17 protein-coding genes are annotated in these 18,781 nt (G+C 64.2%); 12 read left to right on the top strand and 5 right to left on the bottom strand.

All coding sequences use genetic code 11. The features are described 5' to 3' along the window. Positions 1-119 precede the first annotated feature (119 nt). The 3 genes from J2X67_RS19405 (at position 120) to J2X67_RS19395 (ending at position 1,793) form a co-directional block, all read left to right on the top strand. Positions 120-272: a hypothetical protein gene (locus tag J2X67_RS19405; protein ID WP_309955481.1), complete on the top strand. Its 153-nt coding sequence runs from the start codon at positions 120-122 to the stop codon at positions 270-272. 222 nt (positions 273-494) lie between these two features. Then, positions 495-1,070 carry an OmpH family outer membrane protein gene (locus J2X67_RS19400; RefSeq protein ID WP_309955478.1) on the top strand — a complete coding sequence of 192 codons (576 nt, stop codon included), beginning with the start codon at positions 495-497 and terminating at the stop codon, positions 1,068-1,070. 261 nt (positions 1,071-1,331) lie between these two features. Continuing rightward, positions 1,332-1,793 (top strand): SMI1/KNR4 family protein, encoded by a 462-nt coding sequence (locus J2X67_RS19395; protein WP_309955475.1) that lies wholly within the window; start codon positions 1,332-1,334, stop codon positions 1,791-1,793. Positions 1,794-2,095: 302 nt separating this feature from the next. Here J2X67_RS19395 and J2X67_RS19390 read toward each other — a convergent pair whose 3' ends face one another. Continuing rightward, a complete protein-coding gene (locus tag J2X67_RS19390; RefSeq protein ID WP_309955473.1) occupies positions 2,096-3,613 on the bottom strand; it encodes a hypothetical protein in 1,518 nt (505 codons plus the stop codon). Positions 3,614-3,845: 232 nt separating this feature from the next. Here J2X67_RS19390 and J2X67_RS19385 point away from each other — a divergent pair, with 232 nt between their 5' ends. From J2X67_RS19385 to J2X67_RS19375, 3 genes are all read left to right on the top strand, one after another. Next, the gene (locus tag J2X67_RS19385) at positions 3,846-4,673 is read left to right on the top strand and encodes an HDOD domain-containing protein (protein ID WP_309955470.1); all 828 of its coding nucleotides are present in this window, start codon (positions 3,846-3,848) and stop codon (positions 4,671-4,673) included. Positions 4,674-4,875: 202 nt separating this feature from the next. After that, a complete protein-coding gene (locus tag J2X67_RS19380) occupies positions 4,876-5,445 on the top strand; it encodes a PadR family transcriptional regulator (RefSeq protein WP_309955467.1) in 570 nt (189 codons plus the stop codon). A 15-nt stretch (positions 5,446-5,460) separates the two neighbouring features. After that, positions 5,461-6,309 carry a siderophore-interacting protein gene (locus tag J2X67_RS19375; protein ID WP_309955463.1) on the top strand — a complete coding sequence of 283 codons (849 nt, stop codon included), beginning with the start codon at positions 5,461-5,463 and terminating at the stop codon, positions 6,307-6,309. Between the two features lie 131 nt (positions 6,310-6,440). Here the strand turns inward: J2X67_RS19375 and J2X67_RS19370 are convergent, their stop codons facing one another. Both J2X67_RS19370 and J2X67_RS19365 read right to left on the bottom strand, forming a co-directional pair. Further along, positions 6,441-7,418: a magnesium and cobalt transport protein CorA gene (locus J2X67_RS19370; RefSeq protein WP_309955460.1), complete on the bottom strand. Its 978-nt coding sequence runs from the start codon at positions 7,416-7,418 to the stop codon at positions 6,441-6,443. A 33-nt stretch (positions 7,419-7,451) separates the two neighbouring features. Further along, a complete protein-coding gene (locus J2X67_RS19365) occupies positions 7,452-8,078 on the bottom strand; it encodes a hypothetical protein (RefSeq protein WP_309955457.1) in 627 nt (208 codons plus the stop codon). Positions 8,079-8,263: 185 nt separating this feature from the next. Here J2X67_RS19365 and mutS point away from each other — a divergent pair, with 185 nt between their 5' ends. The 4 genes from mutS to J2X67_RS19345 are packed head-to-tail and all read left to right on the top strand — an operon-like array spanning position 8,264 to position 13,270. Continuing rightward, the gene (gene mutS, locus J2X67_RS19360; RefSeq protein WP_309955598.1) at positions 8,264-10,861 is read left to right on the top strand and encodes a DNA mismatch repair protein MutS; all 2,598 of its coding nucleotides are present in this window, start codon (positions 8,264-8,266) and stop codon (positions 10,859-10,861) included. Positions 10,862-10,889: 28 nt separating this feature from the next. Continuing rightward, a complete protein-coding gene (locus J2X67_RS19355; protein WP_157614818.1) occupies positions 10,890-11,729 on the top strand; it encodes a proteasome-type protease in 840 nt (279 codons plus the stop codon). Positions 11,730-11,749: 20 nt separating this feature from the next. Continuing rightward, positions 11,750-12,559, top strand: a complete 810-nt coding sequence (locus J2X67_RS19350) for an alpha/beta hydrolase (protein WP_309955454.1) — start codon at positions 11,750-11,752, stop codon at positions 12,557-12,559. 9 nt (positions 12,560-12,568) lie between these two features. After that, entirely contained in the window at positions 12,569-13,270 is a 702-nt protein-coding gene (locus J2X67_RS19345) for a response regulator transcription factor (protein ID WP_309955451.1), read from the top strand. Positions 13,271-13,301: 31 nt separating this feature from the next. Here J2X67_RS19345 and J2X67_RS19340 read toward each other — a convergent pair whose 3' ends face one another. Beyond that, entirely contained in the window at positions 13,302-15,137 is a 1,836-nt protein-coding gene (locus tag J2X67_RS19340) for an adhesin (RefSeq protein ID WP_309955448.1), read from the bottom strand. 92 nt (positions 15,138-15,229) lie between these two features. Here J2X67_RS19340 and J2X67_RS19335 point away from each other — a divergent pair, with 92 nt between their 5' ends. Together J2X67_RS19335 and J2X67_RS19330 are read left to right on the top strand one after the other, a co-directional pair. Beyond that, a complete protein-coding gene (locus tag J2X67_RS19335; protein WP_309955444.1) occupies positions 15,230-17,182 on the top strand; it encodes an ATP-binding protein in 1,953 nt (650 codons plus the stop codon). 47 nt (positions 17,183-17,229) lie between these two features. Then, a complete protein-coding gene (locus J2X67_RS19330; RefSeq protein WP_309955442.1) occupies positions 17,230-17,913 on the top strand; it encodes a response regulator transcription factor in 684 nt (227 codons plus the stop codon). Positions 17,914-17,940: 27 nt separating this feature from the next. On the opposite strand, the gene J2X67_RS19325 is transcribed toward J2X67_RS19330, so the two are convergent. Then, on the bottom strand, positions 17,941-18,765 hold the full coding sequence (locus J2X67_RS19325) for an undecaprenyl-diphosphate phosphatase (protein ID WP_309955440.1): 825 nt from the start codon (positions 18,763-18,765) through the stop codon (positions 17,941-17,943). Between the last annotated feature and the right edge of the window lie 16 nt (positions 18,766-18,781).

Here is an 18,781-nt window from a genome sequence, read left to right as displayed (position 1 = left end):
TACTGTCAAGTTCGTGCACGTTGCTAGTCATGGGTTGGGACGAATCCACTGCATGGTTTCCCGGCAAGGGAGGCTACGTGGAAAGACTGTTCATGCGGTCACTACAGTTGAGCACCCCCATGTCCCGCACAGAAGCGAAGAACGTGGTGAAGAAGATCGCCGCCCGGGAAATCTTTGAGGTGTTTCTTGCTGATGACAGCCATGCGAGTGGGATGTGCCATTCCCTTGAGAGCATCGGCGGCCAAGTGTCGCTCCGCCGAGGCGCTGAATGACCAGCCCAACGTCTTTTTTGAACCCCTTCGCGACGCCAGCGCGACCGGCTACAGTCGGCCAAGCGGACGGTCGGTGACCGTCTTCACAGAGAGTCGACACAGAGGCTTTTGAAACCTGCAGAGCTGCCCAATGACGTCTGAGCGTTGCGTGTAGGAACGGCTGTTTATTGGGGCGCCGCATAACATCCAGTGCTTTCACATCTACGTCGGAGGGGCATTCTAATGAACAGACTTATTCAGACCATTGCGGTGGCTGCCTGCGCGGTGGCCCGCCGTGAAGCGGTTGTCTTTGCCGCCGGTGCGGCGGCGGCGTGCATGCTCTCTCTGGCTCCTTCATCCGCGCTGGCTCAGCAACTTAAGATCGGCTACGTGGACTTCGAGCGCGCGATGCTCCTGTCGCTCCCCGCCAAGGCTATGCAGGACAAGCTGGCTGCCGAAATCCGCCCTCGACAGAAGCAACTGGATGAGTTGGAAGCTCACCTCAAGGCCGTGGCCGACCAACTGGATAAGGATGGACCCACGCTGTCCGAACACGATATCGGTCGCAGGCGGCGCGAACTTCTCGATCAGGAACGCGACCTCAGGCGAAAGCTCCTTGAGTTCAATGAAGAGGTGGCTCAGCGCCGCAACGAGCAGAAGTCCGAGCTATGGGACCTGACACACCGTGCGGTCCGGCAGATCTTCAAGCAGGAAAAGTACGACCTGATACTGCAGGATGCCGTTATGGCTGCGCCAACGGTGGACATCACTAACGAGGTGATCAAAGCGCTCGCGACTGCTGCCCCTGCGGCGCAGTGACAGGCACTCACGACGAACATCACTCATTTTGAGAGAACTTTGTGAGCTTGACGATTGATAACAGGCTCTTTATCAGCGGGCTGGTGCCGACAGCTCGATGAGTGGCTGCTTGGGGCCCTGAGCAGTCGTCCGATCTTCTCGAAAGCGGTCACTCGTTGCGCGAGGTGTAGAGTCGATCGAGCGCGCATCAAAGAGGCTACTTGCCCTGGCTGCTCGAGCTCCCTGTAGCATCACTTGGAACCCCCTCCCAAAGCACATGACATGCGACAACTGACTTGGTTTGAAAGAGGTACTCCTGTCACGGCTCTGGCCATTCAGAGCCTTGAAACCTCTTTCGGTTATCGGTTGCCTCCCGATCTAGTCGAGTTTGCGATGGTCAATTCAGGGGCCAGCAACCCAGAGGAGTGCGAGTTTGTGGTTACATCCGGTTCTGGCGTCGAGGACGTTAGCTGCTTCGGTAGCATGCTCGCGTTTGATGAGGACGGACCGGGAACTGTGTTGAGCACCTATCGGGCCTTGAGGTGTGACGAACAGATACCGGTCAGCGTGCTTCCCATTGTCAATACAGGCTTCGGTGACTACGTGTGCCTAGACTACCGGCTTGACCATGTTCCGACCGTTGCCTACTTTGCTCATGGAAAGTCAGGGGAGGATTCATTGCTGACCCTGGCAACGACATTCACGGCTTTCCTAGATCTGCTGACCGTTCCTGAGAACGAATAACCGAATGGCCCCACTCTCCATGTGCCGTGGACGCGCCTCGGCGGCCTAACTACTCGATAGATCGTGCAGAACAAGGATGGACGTCTGCTCCTGGCCGAAGGCGGAAGTCTAGCCTTGAGCGGCGATAGTCCGCTTCCGCTGCATCCTGGGCTTCGAGCCCGTCACCTCGACACGCAGCTACGTGCCTGCTTCGACACAGGCCAGGGCCTGCATGACGCCTCGGTGCACCGCACACACATAAGAGAGGAGAGGGGCAGGTCCGGACCTTCGCTTCCTTGTTCGACGTATATGTCCATTGCCCCTCAATCCTCCCGAACCAACACATCCCCCTCAAGCCGATACCGAAAATAAAACCACTTCTCAACTTCCGACTTAGCCTCGATCCGAAAAGCGGTAATCAACCTTTTCCCATCGGTCTTCAAATAGATCGCGCCATACACCTCGACATTGCTGCGCGCGAGTTGTTTCACATCGGCCTTCAACTGCGCAACCTTGTCTTGCGAGAGCGTTCCAGCGGCCAGCTTGTCGATGCCGGCCAGCAGCGCGTCGACAGAGTCCTTGTTCTCCATGGCGCGCGAAGAGCGCTGGAGTTCGGTCGAAAGAATGACCGGCGCGCCGCCGCGGCCGAAGCGGCCCAGCCGGCCGAGCAGGTCGGGCCTGGGGTGAATGTGGCCCTCTTCGTCGCCCGACGAAATGATGAAGGCGGCCGGGTTCACGGCGTCCAGAAACGCATCCGTCACCTTTTCGGAGCCATGGTGGCAAGACTTCATGATGTCTGACCTGAAAATGTCTCGCGCCTTGGTCACCATGTCGTCGTAGGCGGGGGTGCCTGTTTTCGGAAACTTGTTATCTGCGGTGCCGGTGTAGTGCTGCAGCAAGAATTTTTCGGCGCCTTCGTTCAAATCGCCGCCGAACAGCACGCTGAACTTGCCGTACTGCAGCCGCAAGATGACGGAGTGGCCATTCTTGGTTTCGTTGTACGAGCCCAGTTGCCGCAGCGCGGGGGTGCCGTCGGGGCCTTCTTCAACAACGGGCGCAAGCACGCGAATGGTGTAGCCGCGGTCGTCCGACGGGGCAAAGCCGGGCATCCAGGCGGTGTCGTCTTCTATCGTCGCGTGCTGGGCTGACAGCATGCAGATGTCCTGGATCTTCGGGTTGCCTAGCGCGGCCTTCATGACTTGCGGAAAGAGGTGGGTGGGGCCCGCGTTTCCGAAGATGGTCTTGATGGTGGCGTAGTCGGTCGCAAGATCGCCAATGTAGGCAACCGATGCGCCGTTTTCCTTCACGGGCTTGCCGCCTATCTTTTCCCAGGTGCCGCTCACGGGCCGCTCGACAAGGCCGTTGTGATACACGGTGCCAAAGCCGATGCCGGGGTCGGCAAAGATGTCCTTGAAGCCCAGGTAATGGTCGCTGTCGGGGTGCGTCATCACGGCGGCGGCAAAGTCGAAGCCGCGATAGGTCTGGAACCTGGCGGCAAGAAAGGCGCGCATGTTGCCGCCCTCGCCGGCGTCGATGACGACAATGCGTTCATCGTTGCCCGTCTCGGGTGATATGAGCACGGCACCGTCGCCCTGGCCCACGTCCACAAAGATTATTTCGAGGGGCCGGCGGGCAACTGTGTCTTCTTTGCGGATGTAGAGGGTGCGCCGCTTGGTGGGCGAGCGAGCTGCCCAGTCAATTTCTAGCCAGCCGTCGCCCAGCTCTTTCTTGACCTTGAGGTAATCGCCCCAGATGACTTCGCGGATCTTTTTCTTCTTGTCATCGAAGAGGTGAACGGGGCTTCCGTCCGCGCGCAAATTGACGAACCGGTGTGCTGCCATGCGCCCGCTCCCTCGTTTTTTGACGAATTTGCACTTTTAGCAGCGCGGGGGGGGCCGGCGCATCACTCAAAAAGGGTATGGCAATGCGGGGGAGGCTCCGCACAATGGCACCTGTGTTGCTGGAAGTCTGCATTCGGACTCTGGGAGTTGGCCCGATCCCTTAAGACATCAACATGTAACACTATAGTTGCAGCACAATTCCGGGCAGCGAAAACTACAGCCTGAGATCGCCATGACCCTGGACGAACTGTTTGCCGAAAGCCATTTGCTTCCCACGGTGCCCAAGGTGGTGTTCGACTTGATCGAGCTCCTGCGCAACGAAGATGCATCTATTCCCGTGATTGCACGCAAGGTCGAGCTCGACCAGGTGCTGACGGCCCGGGTGCTGCGCATGGCCAATTCCCCGTATTTCGGGCTTCGCCGCAAGATTCTCTCGATTCAAGACGCGATCCAGCTGCTGGGTTTTTCGTCGATCCGCTCGCTGGTGGTGAGCTCTGGGCTTACTGGCACGTTCCGCAAGGTCGAGGGGGTGAATCTGCCGGCTTTCTGGTCGCACAGCCTGCGCGTGGCAGCGGTGGCCCGCTACCTGGCCGGCAAAACCCGCAGCGTGGACCAGAGCCTTGCCTTCACGGTGGGCAGCATGCACGCCATCGGCCACCTGATCATGGCCGGCGCCATGAAGGAGCAAATGGCCAAGCTCAACGCGGTGCATCCGTTCGACATGATGGGCCGGCTCGAGGTCGAGCGGCAGAAGTTCGGCTTTCATTACGGCGAAGTGGGCGCGCGGCTGGCTGCCCGCTGGGAGTTTGCGCCCGAGTTCATCAGCGCCCTCTCTTGCTTTGCCAACCCGATGGAGTCCGAGCAGGTCGACCCGCTGGCCAACGTGCTGCACCTTGCGGTCTGGCGCGTTGCGCTGGAGCGCGAGGGCCTGCGCATTGGCGACTCGCAGCACATGTGGCCGGCCCAGTCGGCGGATGCCATCGGCATTTCTGAGGACGTGATGCAAGACATGCCCGCGCCTCGCGAGCTGGCATCTGATCTGGAATCGATGATCGCCTGACGGTCGGCTGATCGTTCTCTCCGGGATGGCGCCTGCCGTCCCCGCTATGCCCGGTTTCGGCCGGCGCGTCTTCTCTCTCTCCCTCTTCCCTGACCCTTGGCCGAGCCTTGAACGGTGCCGCACGACGATGCGGCAGGCACTGCAGTTTGACTTTTTTAGATATACCGAAAATAATTTCGACATACTTCGAGAGGACATCGATATGCGACACCCCCACTTCGGCCACCACCATCACCACCACTGCCACACGCCCCGTGGCGAGCACGAAGACGGCCTTTCCGGTGGCCGTGGCGGGCGCGGCGGCGGGCGGGTGTTCGGCCATGGCGGCCTGCGTTTTGTGCTGCTGCGGCTCATTGCCGACAAGCCGGCCCACGGCTACGAGCTCATCAAGGCCATTGAAGACCGCCTGGGCGGCAGCTATGCGCCGAGCCCCGGCGTGGTGTACCCCACGCTCACGCTGCTCGAAGAAATGGGCTACCTGAGCGTGGAAACTGCCGACACGGGCGGGCGCAAGCGCTACAGCATCACTGCCAGCGGCCAGGAGTTTCTGGCCGCCAACAGCGACACGGCCGACGCGATGATGGCCCGCATGTCTGGCGGCGTCGATGGCGCCGGCCCGCGCGGCGGGCGCCCGCCCCAGGTAACGCGCGCCATCGAAAACCTCAAGCTCGCAATGCGCATGCGCCTTTCGGGCCCGCCCCTTACAGAACAACAAGCCCACGATTTCGCCGCGGTGCTCGACAGCGCCGCCCAGCAACTCGAACGCATCTAGAAAGTTTTTTCTGAAATGACCGATTTTTCGACCGATACACCTTCCGCTTCTTCTTCCGCGCCCGACCGCACGCCGCGCCGCGTGCGGAATGAGCTTCGCTTTCGCCGGCTCACCGTAAAAGCGGTGCAGCGCATTACGCCGCACCTGATCCGCGTCACGCTCACGGGCGACGACCTCGCGGGCTTCACGAGCGCGGGCTTCGACGACCACGCGAAGATCTTTTTTCCCGATGCCACGACGGGCGAGCTGACGTTGCCGGCCATGGGGCCCGAAGGCCCGGTGTGGCCCGCAGGCGGCCGGCCGACCATGCGCGACTACACGCCGCGCCGGTATGACGCGCAGGCCAACACGCTGGAGCTCGACTTTGCGCTGCACGAGGCCGGCCCCGCCACCCGGTGGGCCGAGCAGGCCAAGCCCGGCGACGTGCTAGGCGTGGGCGGGCCGCGCGGCTCGTTCATCGTGCCGACCGATTTCGACTGGCACCTGCTGATCGGCGACGACACCGCCCTGCCCGCCATCGCACGGCGCCTGGCTGAGCTGCCGGCCGGTGCGCGCGTGGTGGTGCTGGCCGAGGTCGACAGCGAGGCCGATCAGGTGCCGTTCGAAACGCAAGCCGAGCTCACGTTGCAGTGGGTGCACCGCAAGGGCGCTGAACCGGGGCTGAGCCAGGGGCTGCTCGATACGCTCAAGTCGATGAAGCTGCCGCCGGGCGACTTTCATGCATGGGTGGGATGCGAATCGGCCATTGCCAAGGCACTGCGCGCGCACCTGGTGGGCGAGCGCGGGGCCAATCCGAAGTGGGTTCGCGCTTCAGGCTACTGGCGCCGCGGTGCCGTGGCCACGCACGACACGCACGACGAGTAATCTGCATTGCTCCTTCCCCTCCCGGGGGAGGGCTGGGATGGGGGCAAGCGGCCTACGAAAAGGCCACTATTTCTTGACACGCCGCCTGCCCCCACCCCTGCCCTCCCCCGGAAGGGGAGGGAGAAAGAAATTCAAAGCCAGCCGGCGCGCCTGAAGCGGTAGTAAAGGTAGCTGCAGGTGCCGCCCATCAACGCCAGCGCGGCTGCATAGCCGTAGCGTAGTTTCAGCTCTGGCATGTGCTCGAAGTTCATGCCCCAGATGCCGGCAAACGCAGTGCACACCGCAAAAATGCTGGCCCAGGCGGCAAGCCGCTTGGTTACTTCGCTTTCTTCGATGGTCACCATCGACAGGTTCACCGAAATGGCGGTGCCAATGGTGTCGCGCATCGCGTCGATCGAGCCGTTGATGCGGCCGAGATGGTCGGCCACATCGCGAAAGTATTCCTGCGAGCTCACGCAGATCTGCGGCACCCGCCCGCCGTGCAGCTTGCCCGCCGCCTCGGTCAAGGGTGCCACCGCGCGCTTCAGGACCATGCTGCGCCGCTTCAGGTCGTACAGCTGCTTGATCTTGTCGCGCGCCGCACCGCCCTGCGTAAAGATCTGCTGCTCGATGGATTCGAGCTCTACCTCGAGCGCATCGATCACCGGAAAGTAGCGGTCGACCACCGCATCCATCAGCGCATACAGCACAAAGCCCGCGCCGTTGCGCAGCAGCTCGGGCTCGCGCTCGCAGCGCTCGCGCACGCCCAAAAAGCCCTGCTGGCTGCGGTTGCGCACCGAGAGCACGTAGTTCTTTCCAACGAAAACGTCGACCTCGCCCACATTCAACGTGTGTCCGCCTTCGGTGGAGGGCTCGACCAGGTGCATCACGACGAAGAGCGAGTCGCCGTATTCCTCGACCTTGGGGCGCTGGTGGCCGTGATGCGCGTCTTCAACCGCCAAGGGGTGCAGCTTGAACTCGTCTTGCATCTGGGCAAGTTCTTCGGGCGTGGCGTCGCTCAGCGCCACCCAGACGAAGCAGCCGGGGCGGGTGATGTATTCGCTGATGTCTTCAACTGGAATATCGGCGAGCTTGGCGCCGTTTTCGTAGGCCACGCAGTTGATCAGCATCGGTACTCGTCCATGGTCGAACTTGAATCGGAATCAGGCCATTGCGTCCGGCGTGGGCGATGCCGCCGCCAGGGCCACAGTGGCGGCCAGCGAAGCCTCGATGGCCTGTGTCTCGCTCTTGAGCAGCGCCAAGCCTTTTTCGGCCAACGCAGAGTGGCTTGCAACATCGGCCCACAGGCTGGCTGCGGCTTCGGCGCATGTCAATGATGTGAAGCGGATGCGGCCTTTTGCCAGTTCCTTGAAGCGCTTTTCGCGCAGGGGATCGGCCCGGTCCCAGGCGCCGCCGATGAGCACTCGCCTGCCGCGTTTGACGCGCGGTTCCAGCTCGGCAAAGAAAGGCAGCTTGGCAGACACCCAACCCGGCATTCCTGAATTCAGCGCCGTATCGAAGGCCGATGGAGCCGTGTGCGCATTTGCGAAAGCGCGCAGCGTGCCTAGCGTGTAGCGCAGCGGATCTTTCAGCCCGGCTGCGCCGCTTTCCACGGGCCTGATGATGGTCGGGCCGTTGCCGACGCGACCATCGGGTCGCTTCGATTTGCGCAGGTCGGCAAGCTGGGCAGGCGACATGCAGAGGTACAGGGCGGCAAGCTCCGCGGGCAAGGTGGCGGTGTCGGGCAGCGCGTCCGCTTCAGGGCCTTTGAATTCGTCCGGATGAGCCATGGGCGCCTTGTTCTTCACGCGGGGTTTGCGTCGGCGGATTTTAGAGCGGCGGGTGCACACCGGCCCGCCGAAACGGCCGCAATGGGCGCCGGGTTGCCGGCCGTCCGTCCCCGATAATCGCGTGAGTGAACACGACGACTGCCCAACCCTCCCCCTCGACCAGCGACTTCTCCGGGCACACGCCAATGATGGCGCAGTACTTGGGCCTTAAGGCGAACCATCCGGACACGCTGCTGTTCTACCGGATGGGCGATTTTTACGAGCTGTTCTGGGCCGACGCTGAAAAGGCGGCGCGCCTGCTCGACATCACGCTGACGCAGCGCGGCCAGTCGGCGGGGCAGCCGGTGGTGATGTGCGGTGTGCCCTTTCATGCGGTCGACACCTATCTTGCGCGGCTCATCAAGCTGGGCGAATCGGTCGCCATCTGCGAGCAGGTGGGCGAAGTCGGCGCGAGCAAAGGTCCGGTCGAGCGCAAGGTGGTGCGGGTGGTTACGCCCGGCACGCTGACCGATTCAGAGCTGCTCAACGACAAGAGCGAATCGCTGCTGCTGGCGGTGCATGCGGGCACGCGCAACTTTTGCGGCCTGGCGTGGCTTAGCGTCACGGGCGCCGAACTGCGGCTGGCCGAATGCCCGGCCGATGCGCTCGAAGCCTGGATTGCACGCATCGCCCCAAGCGAGCTGCTCTATAGCGCAGAGGTAACACCGGCCTTCGAGCAGCGCCTGAAGGCCGCCCGGGCGGCCACGCCCTTCACGCTTTCGATCCGCCCCGCGTGGCAGTTCGATGGCGGCCTGGGCGAACGCAAGCTCAGCGAGCAAATGGGCAGCAAGAGCCTGGCTGCGTGGAACGCCGAATCGCTCACCAACGCGCACGCCGCCGCCGCAGCGCTGCTGGGCTATGCCGAGCACACGCAGGGCCGCGCCCTTTCGCACGTGCAGCGGCTTTCGGTGGAGCGCGATGGCGACCTGATCGAACTGCCGCCCACCACCCGGCGCAACCTGGAGCTGGTGCAAACGCTGCGCGGCGAAGATTCGCCCACCATGTTCTCGCTGCTCGACACCTGCATGACGGGCATGGGCAGCCGCTTGCTGAAGCGCTGGCTGCTCTCGCCCCGGCGCGACCGCAGCGAGGCGCAGGCGCGGCTCGAAGCGATCGGTGCGCTGCAGTCCACCGTGCTTGGCGGCACGGCCGCGCCCTGGCGCACGCTGCGCGAGCAGCTCAAGAACACGAGCGACGTTGAACGGATTGCGGCGCGCATTGCCCTGCGCCAGGTGCGCCCGCGCGAACTGCTCGCGCTGCGCCTTGCATTGGCCAAGGCGGAGCAATTGGCTCCGCTCCTTCCGGCCTCGGCCGCGCTGCTCGACCAGATTGCCGAGCGCCTTGCACCGCCGCCCGGCTGCGCAGACCTGCTGGCGAGCGCCATCAAGCCCGACCCGTCGGCATTGGTGCGCGACGGCGGGATAATTGCAACCGGCCACGACGCAGAGCTGGACGAACTGCGCGCCATCAGCGAGAACTGCGACGACTTTCTGCTGAAGCTCGAAGTGAGCGAGCGCGAGCGCACCGGCATCAGCAACCTGCGGGTGCAGTTCAACCGGGTGCACGGCTTCTACATCGAGGTTACGCAAAGCGCGCTCTCGAAGGTGCCCGACAACTACCGCCGCCGGCAGACGCTGAAGAATGCAGAGCGCTTCATCACGCCCGAGCTCAAGGCCTTCGAAGACAAGGCGCTGAGCGCGCAAGACCGCGCGCTGGCCCGCGAAAAGTGGCTTTACGAGCAGTTGCTCGATGCGCTGCAGCCCTCGGTGCACGCCCTCACACAGCTGGCCGGCGGCATTGCGATGCTCGACGCGCTGTGCGCGCTGGCCGAGCGCTCGCATACGCTGCACTGGCGCGCGCCAAGCTTCGTTTCGCACCCCTGCATCGAAATACAGCAGGGCCGCCATCCGGTGGTGGAAGCGCGGCTGGCCGAAAAGTCGTCTGGCGGTTTCATCGCAAACGACACCGTGCTGGGGCCGCAGCAGCGCATGCAGATCATTACGGGCCCCAACATGGGCGGTAAGTCGACCTACATGCGGCAGGTGGCCATCATCGTGCTGCTGGCCTCCATTGGCTCGCACGTGCCGGCGGCGGCTTGCCGGCTGGGGCCTATCGACGCGATTCACACCCGCATTGGCGCGGCGGACGACCTGGCCAATGCGCAGTCGACCTTCATGCTCGAGATGACCGAGGCTGCGCAAATTTTGCACAGCGCCACCGCGCAGTCGCTGGTGCTAATGGACGAAATCGGCCGCGGCACCAGCACCTTCGACGGCCTGGCGCTGGCGGCCGGCATTGCGGCCCAGCTGCACGACCGCAGCAAGGCCTTTACGCTGTTTGCCACCCATTACTTCGAGCTGACCGAGTTTCCGGCCACGCACCACTGCGCCGTGAACATGCACGTGAGCGCCACCGAAGCAGGTCGCGACATCGTGTTCTTGCACGAAATGCAGCCTGGCCCGGCCAGCAAGAGCTACGGCATTCAGGTGGCGCGGCTCGCGGGCATGCCCTCGGCCGTGGTCAACCATGCGCGGCAGGCGCTTGAGGCGCTGGAATCGCAGCACGCACAAACGCGTGCGCAAGTCGACCTGTTCGCGCCTCCGCCGGCGGCCGAAACGCCGATGGCCAGCGCCGTAGAATCCGCCTTGGCTGCGCTCGACCCCGATGCGATGACGCCACGGGAGGCGCTCGACGCGCTCTATGCCTTACAAAAACTGAACACGCGCGAACGCAGCGCCATGTGAGCGGGCATCCTTCGTGCGAGATGAAAAAATGACTTATTGCGTAGGCATCAAACTCAACGCCGGACTGGTGTTTCTTTCCGACTCGCGCACCAATGCGGGTGTGGACCACATCAGCACCTTCCGCAAGATGATCGTCTACGAGCAGCCGGGCGACCGCGTCATGGTGCTGCTGTCTTCGGGCAACCTGAGCATCTCGCAGTCGGTGCGCGAAATCTTGCAGATCGAGGAACTCCGCGAAACCCGCGAAGACGGCTCGCAGGGCGACCCCATCACCATCTGGAACGCCAAGAGCATGTTCGACGCCGCGCGCGTGCTCGGCTCGGCCGTGCGCCACGTGTACGACCGCGACGCCGAGGCGCTCAAGCATGCGGGGCTCGACTTCAACGTGTCGTTCATCTTCGGCGGGCAGGTCAAGGGCGAAGGCATGCGCCTCTTCCTGGTGTATTCGGCGGGCAATTTCATTGAAGCCACCACCGAGACGCCCTACTTCCAGGTGGGCGAATCGAAATACGGCAAGCCGGTGCTCGACCGCGTGCTCACGCCCGAAACCCCGCTCGACGAGGCTGCCAAGTGCGCGCTGGTGTCGATGGACTCGACCATGAAGTCGAACCTGTCGGTGGGCCTGCCGCTCGACCTGGTGGTGTACGAGGCGAACAAGTTCGAGACCGACCGCGTGATCTGCATCGATGCCGACAACCCCTACTACCGCATGATGCACAACAGCTGGGGCCAGAAGCTGCGCGAGGTGTTCGACAGCATCGAAGACCCGGTGTGGGACGACTCCGCCACCCAGCACCCGCTGAAGATGCCGGCCACCCGGCACAGCCCGCTGCGCAAGATTTCCACGCCCGACGAAAAGCTCATCTGAGCCCGGCCGCAGCAACAGCCATGGCGATGCCGCCCGTCGTCTTCTCGCACGGCAACAGCTTTCCGGCAAGCACCTACCGTGTGGTGCTCGACAGCCTGCGCAACCGCGGCTTCGAGGTCGACGCCATCGAGAAGTTCGGGCACGACCCCAAGTACCCCGTAACCGACAACTGGCCGCACCTGGTGCAGCAGCTCGCAGACTTCGCCCAGCAGCACGCCGATCGCGCGGGCGGCCCAGTGTTTCTGGTGGGCCATTCGCTCGGCGGGTTCCTGAGCCTGATGTGCGCGGCGCTGCACCCGGCGCTCGCCCGCGGCGTGGTGCTGCTCGACTCGCCCATTCTGGGCGGCTGGCGCGCAAACACGCTGAGCCTGGTCAAGCGCACCCCGCTGATGAAGACCGTGTCACCCGGCGCCATCAGCCGCAGGCGCAAGAACAAGTGGGAGCACCGCGAAGCCGTGTTCGAGCACTTCCGCAGCAAGAAGGCCTTTGCCAGGTGGAACGAGCAGGTGTTGCACGACTACATCGATCACGGCACCTTCGACAGCGAAGACACGCGTGAGCTGAGCTTCGACCGCAACGTTGAAACGGCCATCTACAACACCCTGCCCCACAACCTGGGCGCACTGCTGCGCCGCCATCCGCTCAAATGCAAGGTGGCCTTCATCGGCGGGCGCCAATCGGCTGAAATGAAGCAGGTGGGCATGGCCATGACCCAGAAGGTGACCAAGGGGCGCATTGCCATGCTCGATGGCACGCACCTCTTTCCCATGGAAAAGCCGCTGGCCACCGCCGCGGCAGTCGAAGCGACGCTGCGCAACTTGCTGGACTGAGTCGGCCTCATGTCCTCATTGCAACCGGCAATAGTTGAAGCGGTCTCCCTGAGCCCTTCGCTGGTTGTCGAAGACGATCCCGCCATGCGCGAGCGGCTGGGCCGCGTGCTGGCGATGCTCGGCTATGGCGAGCCGCAGATCGCGTGGGCAGACAGCGTTGCGTCGGCCAAGGAGTTGCTGGGGTCGCGCAGCTTTGGCATTGCGCTGGTCGACATCGGCCTGCCGGACGGCAGCGGGATCGAACTCATCGGCTGGATGCAGGCAACGCACCCCAAGGTACCCGCAGTCGTCATTTCAGCCTGGCGCGCCGAAGAAACCATTTTTGCGGCGCTGCGCGCCGGCGCCATCGGCTATCTGCTGAAAGAGCGCGACGACCTCGAGCTCAGCATTGCGCTGCGCAGCATCGAACAAGGCGGCGCACCGATCGACCCGGCCATTGCACGCCACATCCTCGCCTGGCTGGCAACGCAGATGGCTACGCCGGTGATGGCGGCCCACGCGCCGGCCCCGCTTGCCGTGGCGCTGACACCGCGGGAGCAAAAGATTCTGGAGCTGGTGGCGCAAGGCCTCAGCAACCGCGACATGGCCGAGTCGCTTTCCATCTCGAGGCTGACGGTCGAATGCCATACCAAGAACATCTATCGCAAGCTCGCCGTCAACTCGCGCACCGAGGCGGTCTACCAGGCCCGCAGGCACGGCTTGCTGCACTGACCCTGGCCACCTTGTTTGCGGTGCCCACGCCTCACCAGGCGTAACCCGCCTGCACGCGAGCCGCAACGCGGTTGCTGCTGCCGCTGCTGGTTGCGGTGGAAACACCCAGCCCCAGGTTGAAGTTGTCGCTGACCTGGTAGCCGAAAGCGAAGCCGACCGCCGAAGCGCCCGCGTAGTTGCCCATGGCGGCCCCCATCCATTTCTTGCCGACGGCCAAGGTCGGCATCGAAGGCATGGCCAGCGCGGCTGCAACGCCCTGTGCTGCAAACGCGTTGGCCTGGCTGGTCGCGTTGCTCACCGCCTGCTGCAGCTGGTTGACGTTGACGGCATCGGTGCCGAGCAGGCCGGCCGCTACATTCGCAATGCCGCGCAGCTGGCCGGTGGCGGCGTTGCCCACCGACACGGTGTTGTCGCGGTCGGCCACCGAACCCTGCCCCAACGCCACTGCGTTGCTGCCCGACGCCAGTGTGTTGGCGCCCAGTGCCACGGCGTTGTTGCCTGTGGCCACCGCGTTGTTGCCGACGGCGGTGGTGGGGTCTGCCAGCGCCCTGGCGCCGGCGCCAATGGCAACCGAACCCGCATGGCTGGCTTGCGCGCCATTGCCGACTGCAACGGTGTCCTGGCCGTTCGCCTGTGCATTGGTGCCCATCGACGTGCTGCCGGCACCGCTCGCGCCCGCCCCCGGCCCGCAGGCCACCGCTCCGCCTGCACCCACTGCGCAGACACCGCTGGACAACGCCTGGTTCATCAAGGCCTGCAGTGCAGTGACCTGTTGAACGGTGAAGTTGTTTGCCGTGGTAACGGCGGTCTGCTGCGCCTGCTGCACCTGGCCGACGTTGGCGGCATCGGTTGCCACCTGGCCCGCACCGACGTTGCTGATGGTGGTGCCGGCGCCGCCATTCGCGTTGAGTTGCAGCGATGTGCCGCCCGCGCCGTATTGCGCCGAATTTTGCGCCAGGCCAAGTGCGGAGTCGGCCGTGCCTTGTGCTGCCGAAGCTGCGGATACCGCCGTGTTGGCCGTCTGCTGCACGGTGTACAGCTGGCTGCCGTTGACTGCATCGGTACTTGCGGCGGTCACCGCCCCGGCGCTCACGTTGACCAGGCTGCGCGTCTGGCCGGCGGTTCCGAAAGACACCGTGTTGGCCGCCGTGGCAACGGAATTCGCGCCGATGGCGACGCTGCCGTTCGCGGCGCCGGCTACCCGGCTGCCCGCGCCCAGCGCCACGCTGCCGGTGGCCAATGCGGCCGCGCCTGACGCTCCGCCGCTGGCACCGCCGATGGCAGTGCTGCCGTCGCCAGATGCCACGGCGCCCCGGCTAACTTCCGAGGCGCTTCCGATGGCAATTGCGGAAGTGCCCGAAGCCTCCGCGCCGTTGCCGCCCGCCGCTCCGGTGTTGCTGCAACACGCCTGGGGGCCCGTGCCTCCCGCGCCGAGCGCAATCGCGCCGCCCGCCGAGGCTTGGGCGCCGCGCCCTCCGGCGCCGCCCGTTCCTCCGGCCACGCCTTGGCCGCCCGTGCCACCACCTCCGACGGCCGTTGCGCCGTTTGCGGTTGCGCTGGCCCCCGCCCCACCCATTCCCCCGATGCCACCGGCCGTTCCTTCGCCGCCATCGCCGCCCGCACCGAGCGCGGTAGCTCCGTCTGCTGACACGCCGGCTGCAGCGCCGCCGGCTCCCGCGGTCCCGTTGATGACCGCCGGGCCGGGATTGCCCGCAGTGCCATTGACAAGTCCTGCCGCGAAGGCGCTCCCGGCAAACAGCAGCGCAAGGGCAGGAAGATGCCCGAGCGCTCGCCGCGGCAACCGCTTTCTGGTCGGCTCTTTGCGCTGCACTTTGTGCGCAGCGGCGGCGTGGGCTGGAAATGCCATGGCTTCTTCTTTCTTGAAAGCAAACAAAACAGTAGAGACAAAGTGTGTGTTTTCGGTCTCTACTAGGCCATCCCCGAAAATTGGTAAATGAAATGCCTAACCAAGAAGCTGCGCTGCGGGCCGGCCTTCCGTTTGCACGCCGAGGCCGCCGCTTCCCGGGCCTGAGGGCATGGTTTTGCAAGCTGATCGGCGCATGCGTGCTTCTCTTTGCGGCCGGGTCCGCCGCAGCGCAGCCTTCGCCTGAGATCCACGTGGAAGCGGTGCGCGGCACCGGCTGGAACGAGGCCGCACCTCCGGCGGACAGCTGGACTCCCGTCACCCTCCCCGACAGCTGGGCGGGCCGCTGGCCGGGCTTCGACGGCGTGGTCTGGTATCGGCTGACCTGGGAACAGCCTGCGCACGTCGCCGAAACCGGCTTGCTGCTGCACTACCTCAACATGGCCGGTGCGGTGTCGCTCAACGGCACACCCATCTGGCGCGACGAAAGCCTTGTCGAGCCCCTGACCCGGGCCTGGAACAGCCCGCGCTACTGGCTGCTGGCGCCGCCGCTGCTGCGCGAGGGCCGCAACACGCTGCTGATACGGGTTTCGGGCCTCTCTGCCTACCAGGCCGGCCTTGGCCCTGTCAGCCTTGGCGCGCCCGCCGCAGTACAGGCGAACTACGAGCACGAGCGCCTCTTGCGCCGCGATCTCCAGATGCTCGGCCTGGCGGTGAGCGCTGCAGTCTCCGCCTTCTTCGCTGCGCTGTGGCTGTTGCGCAGGCGCGAAACGGCCTATGGCTGGTTCGCGCTCATGTCGGTGCTGTGGCTCCTGTTCGGCTACAACCAGATCGCGACCAGCCCCTGGCCTTTTGCAAGCAACCACAGCTGGCAGGCGTCGAACACTTCGCTGCTGCTTCTGTTCAGCGTGTCGTACGTCATCTTTGCGCTGCGCTTCTGCGAGCGCCGCATGTCCCGCCTCGAAGGCGTTGCGCTGCTGATTGCGGTGGCCGGCGTGCTCGACCTATGGCTTGCCGGCCCCGCAAACCTGCCCACACATCGCGCCCTCTGGACGCTGGTGGGCGGCCTCACGATCATTGCCGTGAACAGCGCTTCGCTGGTTCATGCCGCGCGGCATCGTGGCAGCCCCATGCGCTCGCTTGCGCCCTTCATGGCCCTTTCGGCGGTCACCGGTGCGCACGACCTGCTGGTGTTCACCCAGGTGATCGACAGCAACATCTACTACACGACCATGTCCTCGTACGGCTTGCTGCTTGGCATGGCGCTCACGCAGGCCGGGCGCTTCGTGAGCAGCCTGAAGCGCATCGAGAACTTCAACACCGAACTCATCGAGGAAGTGAACGCTGCCAAGGCCGAGTTGGCCGCAACGCTCGCGCAGCAGCACGCGCTGGAGCTCGCGCATGCGCGCATCGGCGAGCGGGTCAGCCTGGCGAGCGACCTTCACGACGGGCTGGGCGGCATGCTGGTCGGCAGCATCGCAACGCTGGAGCGCAGGCCCGAGGAGCTTTCGGCATCCGCGCTGCTCGCAATGCTAAAGAGCCTGCGCGACGACCTGCGGCTCATCATCGAGGCCACGGGCCGGCACGACGACGCACGAACCTTCGGCGAACTGCTGGCGCCCTTGCGTCACCGCACCTCGCAACTGCTCGACGCGAACGGTATCGATTGCCGGTGGCGGGTTTCGAACATCGAGACGCTCGAACTCCCGCCTTCGCAAAGCCTCGACCTGCTGCGCTTTTTGCAGGAGGCGCTGACGAACACCTTGAAGCACAGCGCAGGCCGGCGCGTGGATGTGACCGTCACGTGCGCCAATGCCGAACTGCTGCTCGATGTACGCGACGACGGCCGGGGGTTCGTCGTCGCCGATGCCGCCAAGGGCGCTGGCGCGGGCCTGCGCAGCCTGCACGCACGCGCCCGCCGGCTGGGCGCGGAGCTTAGGCTCGAGTCTCGGCCCGGAGAAACGCAGCTCGCACTGCGCATGCCTGTCAAGAGGGAAACAAACGACGAGATACAAATTGCAATCATCGGTAACAATGGACGAAAATAAGTAAAAACGTCCCAGTTCTCCGATCACCGCTTCAAAATGTGGCACAAATGTCAACTTCCCAAATGGAAGCCGTCGAAGCCGTCTCTCTGAGCCCGACGCTGGTGGTCGAAAACGACCCGTCGATGCAGGAACGTTTTCGCTACATCCTTTCGACGCTCGGATGCGACGAGCCGCAAATCACCTGGACCGAGAACGGTGAGACGGCCATGCAGTTGCTCGAGAGCCAGCGCTTCGGCATGGCCCTTGTAGACGTCGGCTTGCCTGACGGCAGCGGGGTCGAATTCATCGAATGGCTGCAGGCGAACCATCCGCGGGTGCCCGCCGTCGCCGTTGCTGCAAAACGCACCGAAGAAACCGTTTTTTCAGCCTTGCGCGCCGGTGCGGTGGGCTATCTGCTGAAAGAGCGCGACGACCTGGAGCTCAGCATCGGGCTGCGCAGCATCGAGCAAGGCGGCGCCCCGATCGACGTGGCCATTGCCCGGCGCGTGCTGGCTTGGGACGCGGGCCATGCGGCCGATTCACCCGCCGAGCCTGACACCGCACTGTCGCTGCGCGAGCGCAAGATGCTCGAGCTGGTGGTGCAAGGACGCAGTTGCGGCGACATTGCCGAAACGCTTGCAACACCCCGGCTGGCGGTGGAATGCCGCACCAAGGGCATCTACAAGAAACTGGCGCTCGGCTCGCGGGCCGAAACAGCCAGCGCGGGCGGCGACGATTCTTTCTCGCGCTGAGCTGAGGCCCGGCGCCGAGGTTCGGGGCTATTCCGCCCAGACCACAACGCCGGTCCAAGCCGTGGCCAGCACCACAATGCCAAAGGCAATGCGGTACCACGCAAACGGAATGAAGTTGTGCGTGCTGATGTACTTCAGCAGCCAGCGAACGCACAGCCAAGCGCTCAAAAACGAAAACACCAGCCCCACCGAGAACAGCGGAATGTCGGCCACCGACAACAGCGCGCGCTCCTTGTAGAGGCTGTAGGCCCCCGCGCCGATGAGCGTTGGAATGGCAAGGAAAAACGAAAAATCGGTGGCCGCCTGGCGCGACAGGCCCAGCAGCATGCCGCCGATGATGGTCGAGCCGCTGCGGCTGGTGCCCGGAATCATCGCAAAGCATTGCACCAGGCCCACCTTGAGCGCGTCCCACGTCGTCATGTCGTCGACGTGCTCGATGCGCACCGAGCCCGGCGGCCGCTTCTCGGCCCACAGAATGATGAAGCCGCCGATGATGAAGGTGCTTGCCACGACCACCGGGGTAAAGAGGTGCGCCTTGATCATCTTGCCGAAGATGAGGCCCAGCACCACCGCGGGCAAAAAGCCGACCACCACGTTGATGGCCAGGCGCCTTGCCTTGGGCTGGCGCGGCAGTGCCGCAACGGTGGAGTGGATCTTTTGCCAGTACACCAGGATTACCGCGAAGATCGCGCCCGTCTGGATGGCAATGTCGAACACCTTGGCCTTGGCGTCGTCGAAGCCGAGCAGCGAGCCCGCAAGAATCAGATGCCCGGTCGACGAGATCGGCAGAAACTCTGTCAGCCCCTCGACGATGCCCATGACAGCGGCCTTCACCAGCAAAACGATGTCCACGCTTACTCCTTTAAAG

The sequence above is a fragment of the Variovorax sp. 3319 genome, from assembly GCF_031456585.1.
GTDB lineage: Bacteria > Pseudomonadota > Gammaproteobacteria > Burkholderiales > Burkholderiaceae_C > Variovorax > Variovorax paradoxus_P.
Note: the sequence above shows the minus strand (reverse complement) of the source record. Positions and strands in the feature narration are given on the sequence as shown.

What these genes read in the sequence shown, in the direction of transcription:
- mutS (WP_309955598.1), top strand. Translation starts at nt 8,264, where the DNA reads ATGATGGCGCAGTACTTGGGCCTTAAGGCGAACCATCCGGACACGCTG.
- J2X67_RS19395 (WP_309955475.1), top strand. Translation starts at nt 1,332, where the DNA reads ATGCGACAACTGACTTGGTTTGAAAGAGGTACTCCTGTCACGGCTCTG.
- J2X67_RS19390 (WP_309955473.1), bottom strand. Translation starts at nt 3,613, where the DNA reads ATGGCAGCACACCGGTTCGTCAATTTGCGCGCGGACGGAAGCCCCGTT.
- J2X67_RS19345 (WP_309955451.1), top strand. Translation starts at nt 12,569, where the DNA reads ATGTCCTCATTGCAACCGGCAATAGTTGAAGCGGTCTCCCTGAGCCCT.
- J2X67_RS19340 (WP_309955448.1), bottom strand. Translation starts at nt 15,137, where the DNA reads ATGGCATTTCCAGCCCACGCCGCCGCTGCGCACAAAGTGCAGCGCAAA.
- J2X67_RS19380 (WP_309955467.1), top strand. Translation starts at nt 4,876, where the DNA reads ATGCGACACCCCCACTTCGGCCACCACCATCACCACCACTGCCACACG.
- J2X67_RS19370 (WP_309955460.1), bottom strand. Translation starts at nt 7,418, where the DNA reads ATGCTGATCAACTGCGTGGCCTACGAAAACGGCGCCAAGCTCGCCGAT.
- J2X67_RS19375 (WP_309955463.1), top strand. Translation starts at nt 5,461, where the DNA reads ATGACCGATTTTTCGACCGATACACCTTCCGCTTCTTCTTCCGCGCCC.
- J2X67_RS19330 (WP_309955442.1), top strand. Translation starts at nt 17,230, where the DNA reads ATGTCAACTTCCCAAATGGAAGCCGTCGAAGCCGTCTCTCTGAGCCCG.
- J2X67_RS19405 (WP_309955481.1), top strand. Translation starts at nt 120, where the DNA reads ATGTCCCGCACAGAAGCGAAGAACGTGGTGAAGAAGATCGCCGCCCGG.
- J2X67_RS19335 (WP_309955444.1), top strand. Translation starts at nt 15,230, where the DNA reads ATGCCTAACCAAGAAGCTGCGCTGCGGGCCGGCCTTCCGTTTGCACGC.
- J2X67_RS19385 (WP_309955470.1), top strand. Translation starts at nt 3,846, where the DNA reads ATGACCCTGGACGAACTGTTTGCCGAAAGCCATTTGCTTCCCACGGTG.
- J2X67_RS19400 (WP_309955478.1), top strand. Translation starts at nt 495, where the DNA reads ATGAACAGACTTATTCAGACCATTGCGGTGGCTGCCTGCGCGGTGGCC.
- J2X67_RS19355 (WP_157614818.1), top strand. Translation starts at nt 10,890, where the DNA reads ATGACTTATTGCGTAGGCATCAAACTCAACGCCGGACTGGTGTTTCTT.
- J2X67_RS19350 (WP_309955454.1), top strand. Translation starts at nt 11,750, where the DNA reads ATGGCGATGCCGCCCGTCGTCTTCTCGCACGGCAACAGCTTTCCGGCA.
- J2X67_RS19365 (WP_309955457.1), bottom strand. Translation starts at nt 8,078, where the DNA reads ATGGCTCATCCGGACGAATTCAAAGGCCCTGAAGCGGACGCGCTGCCC.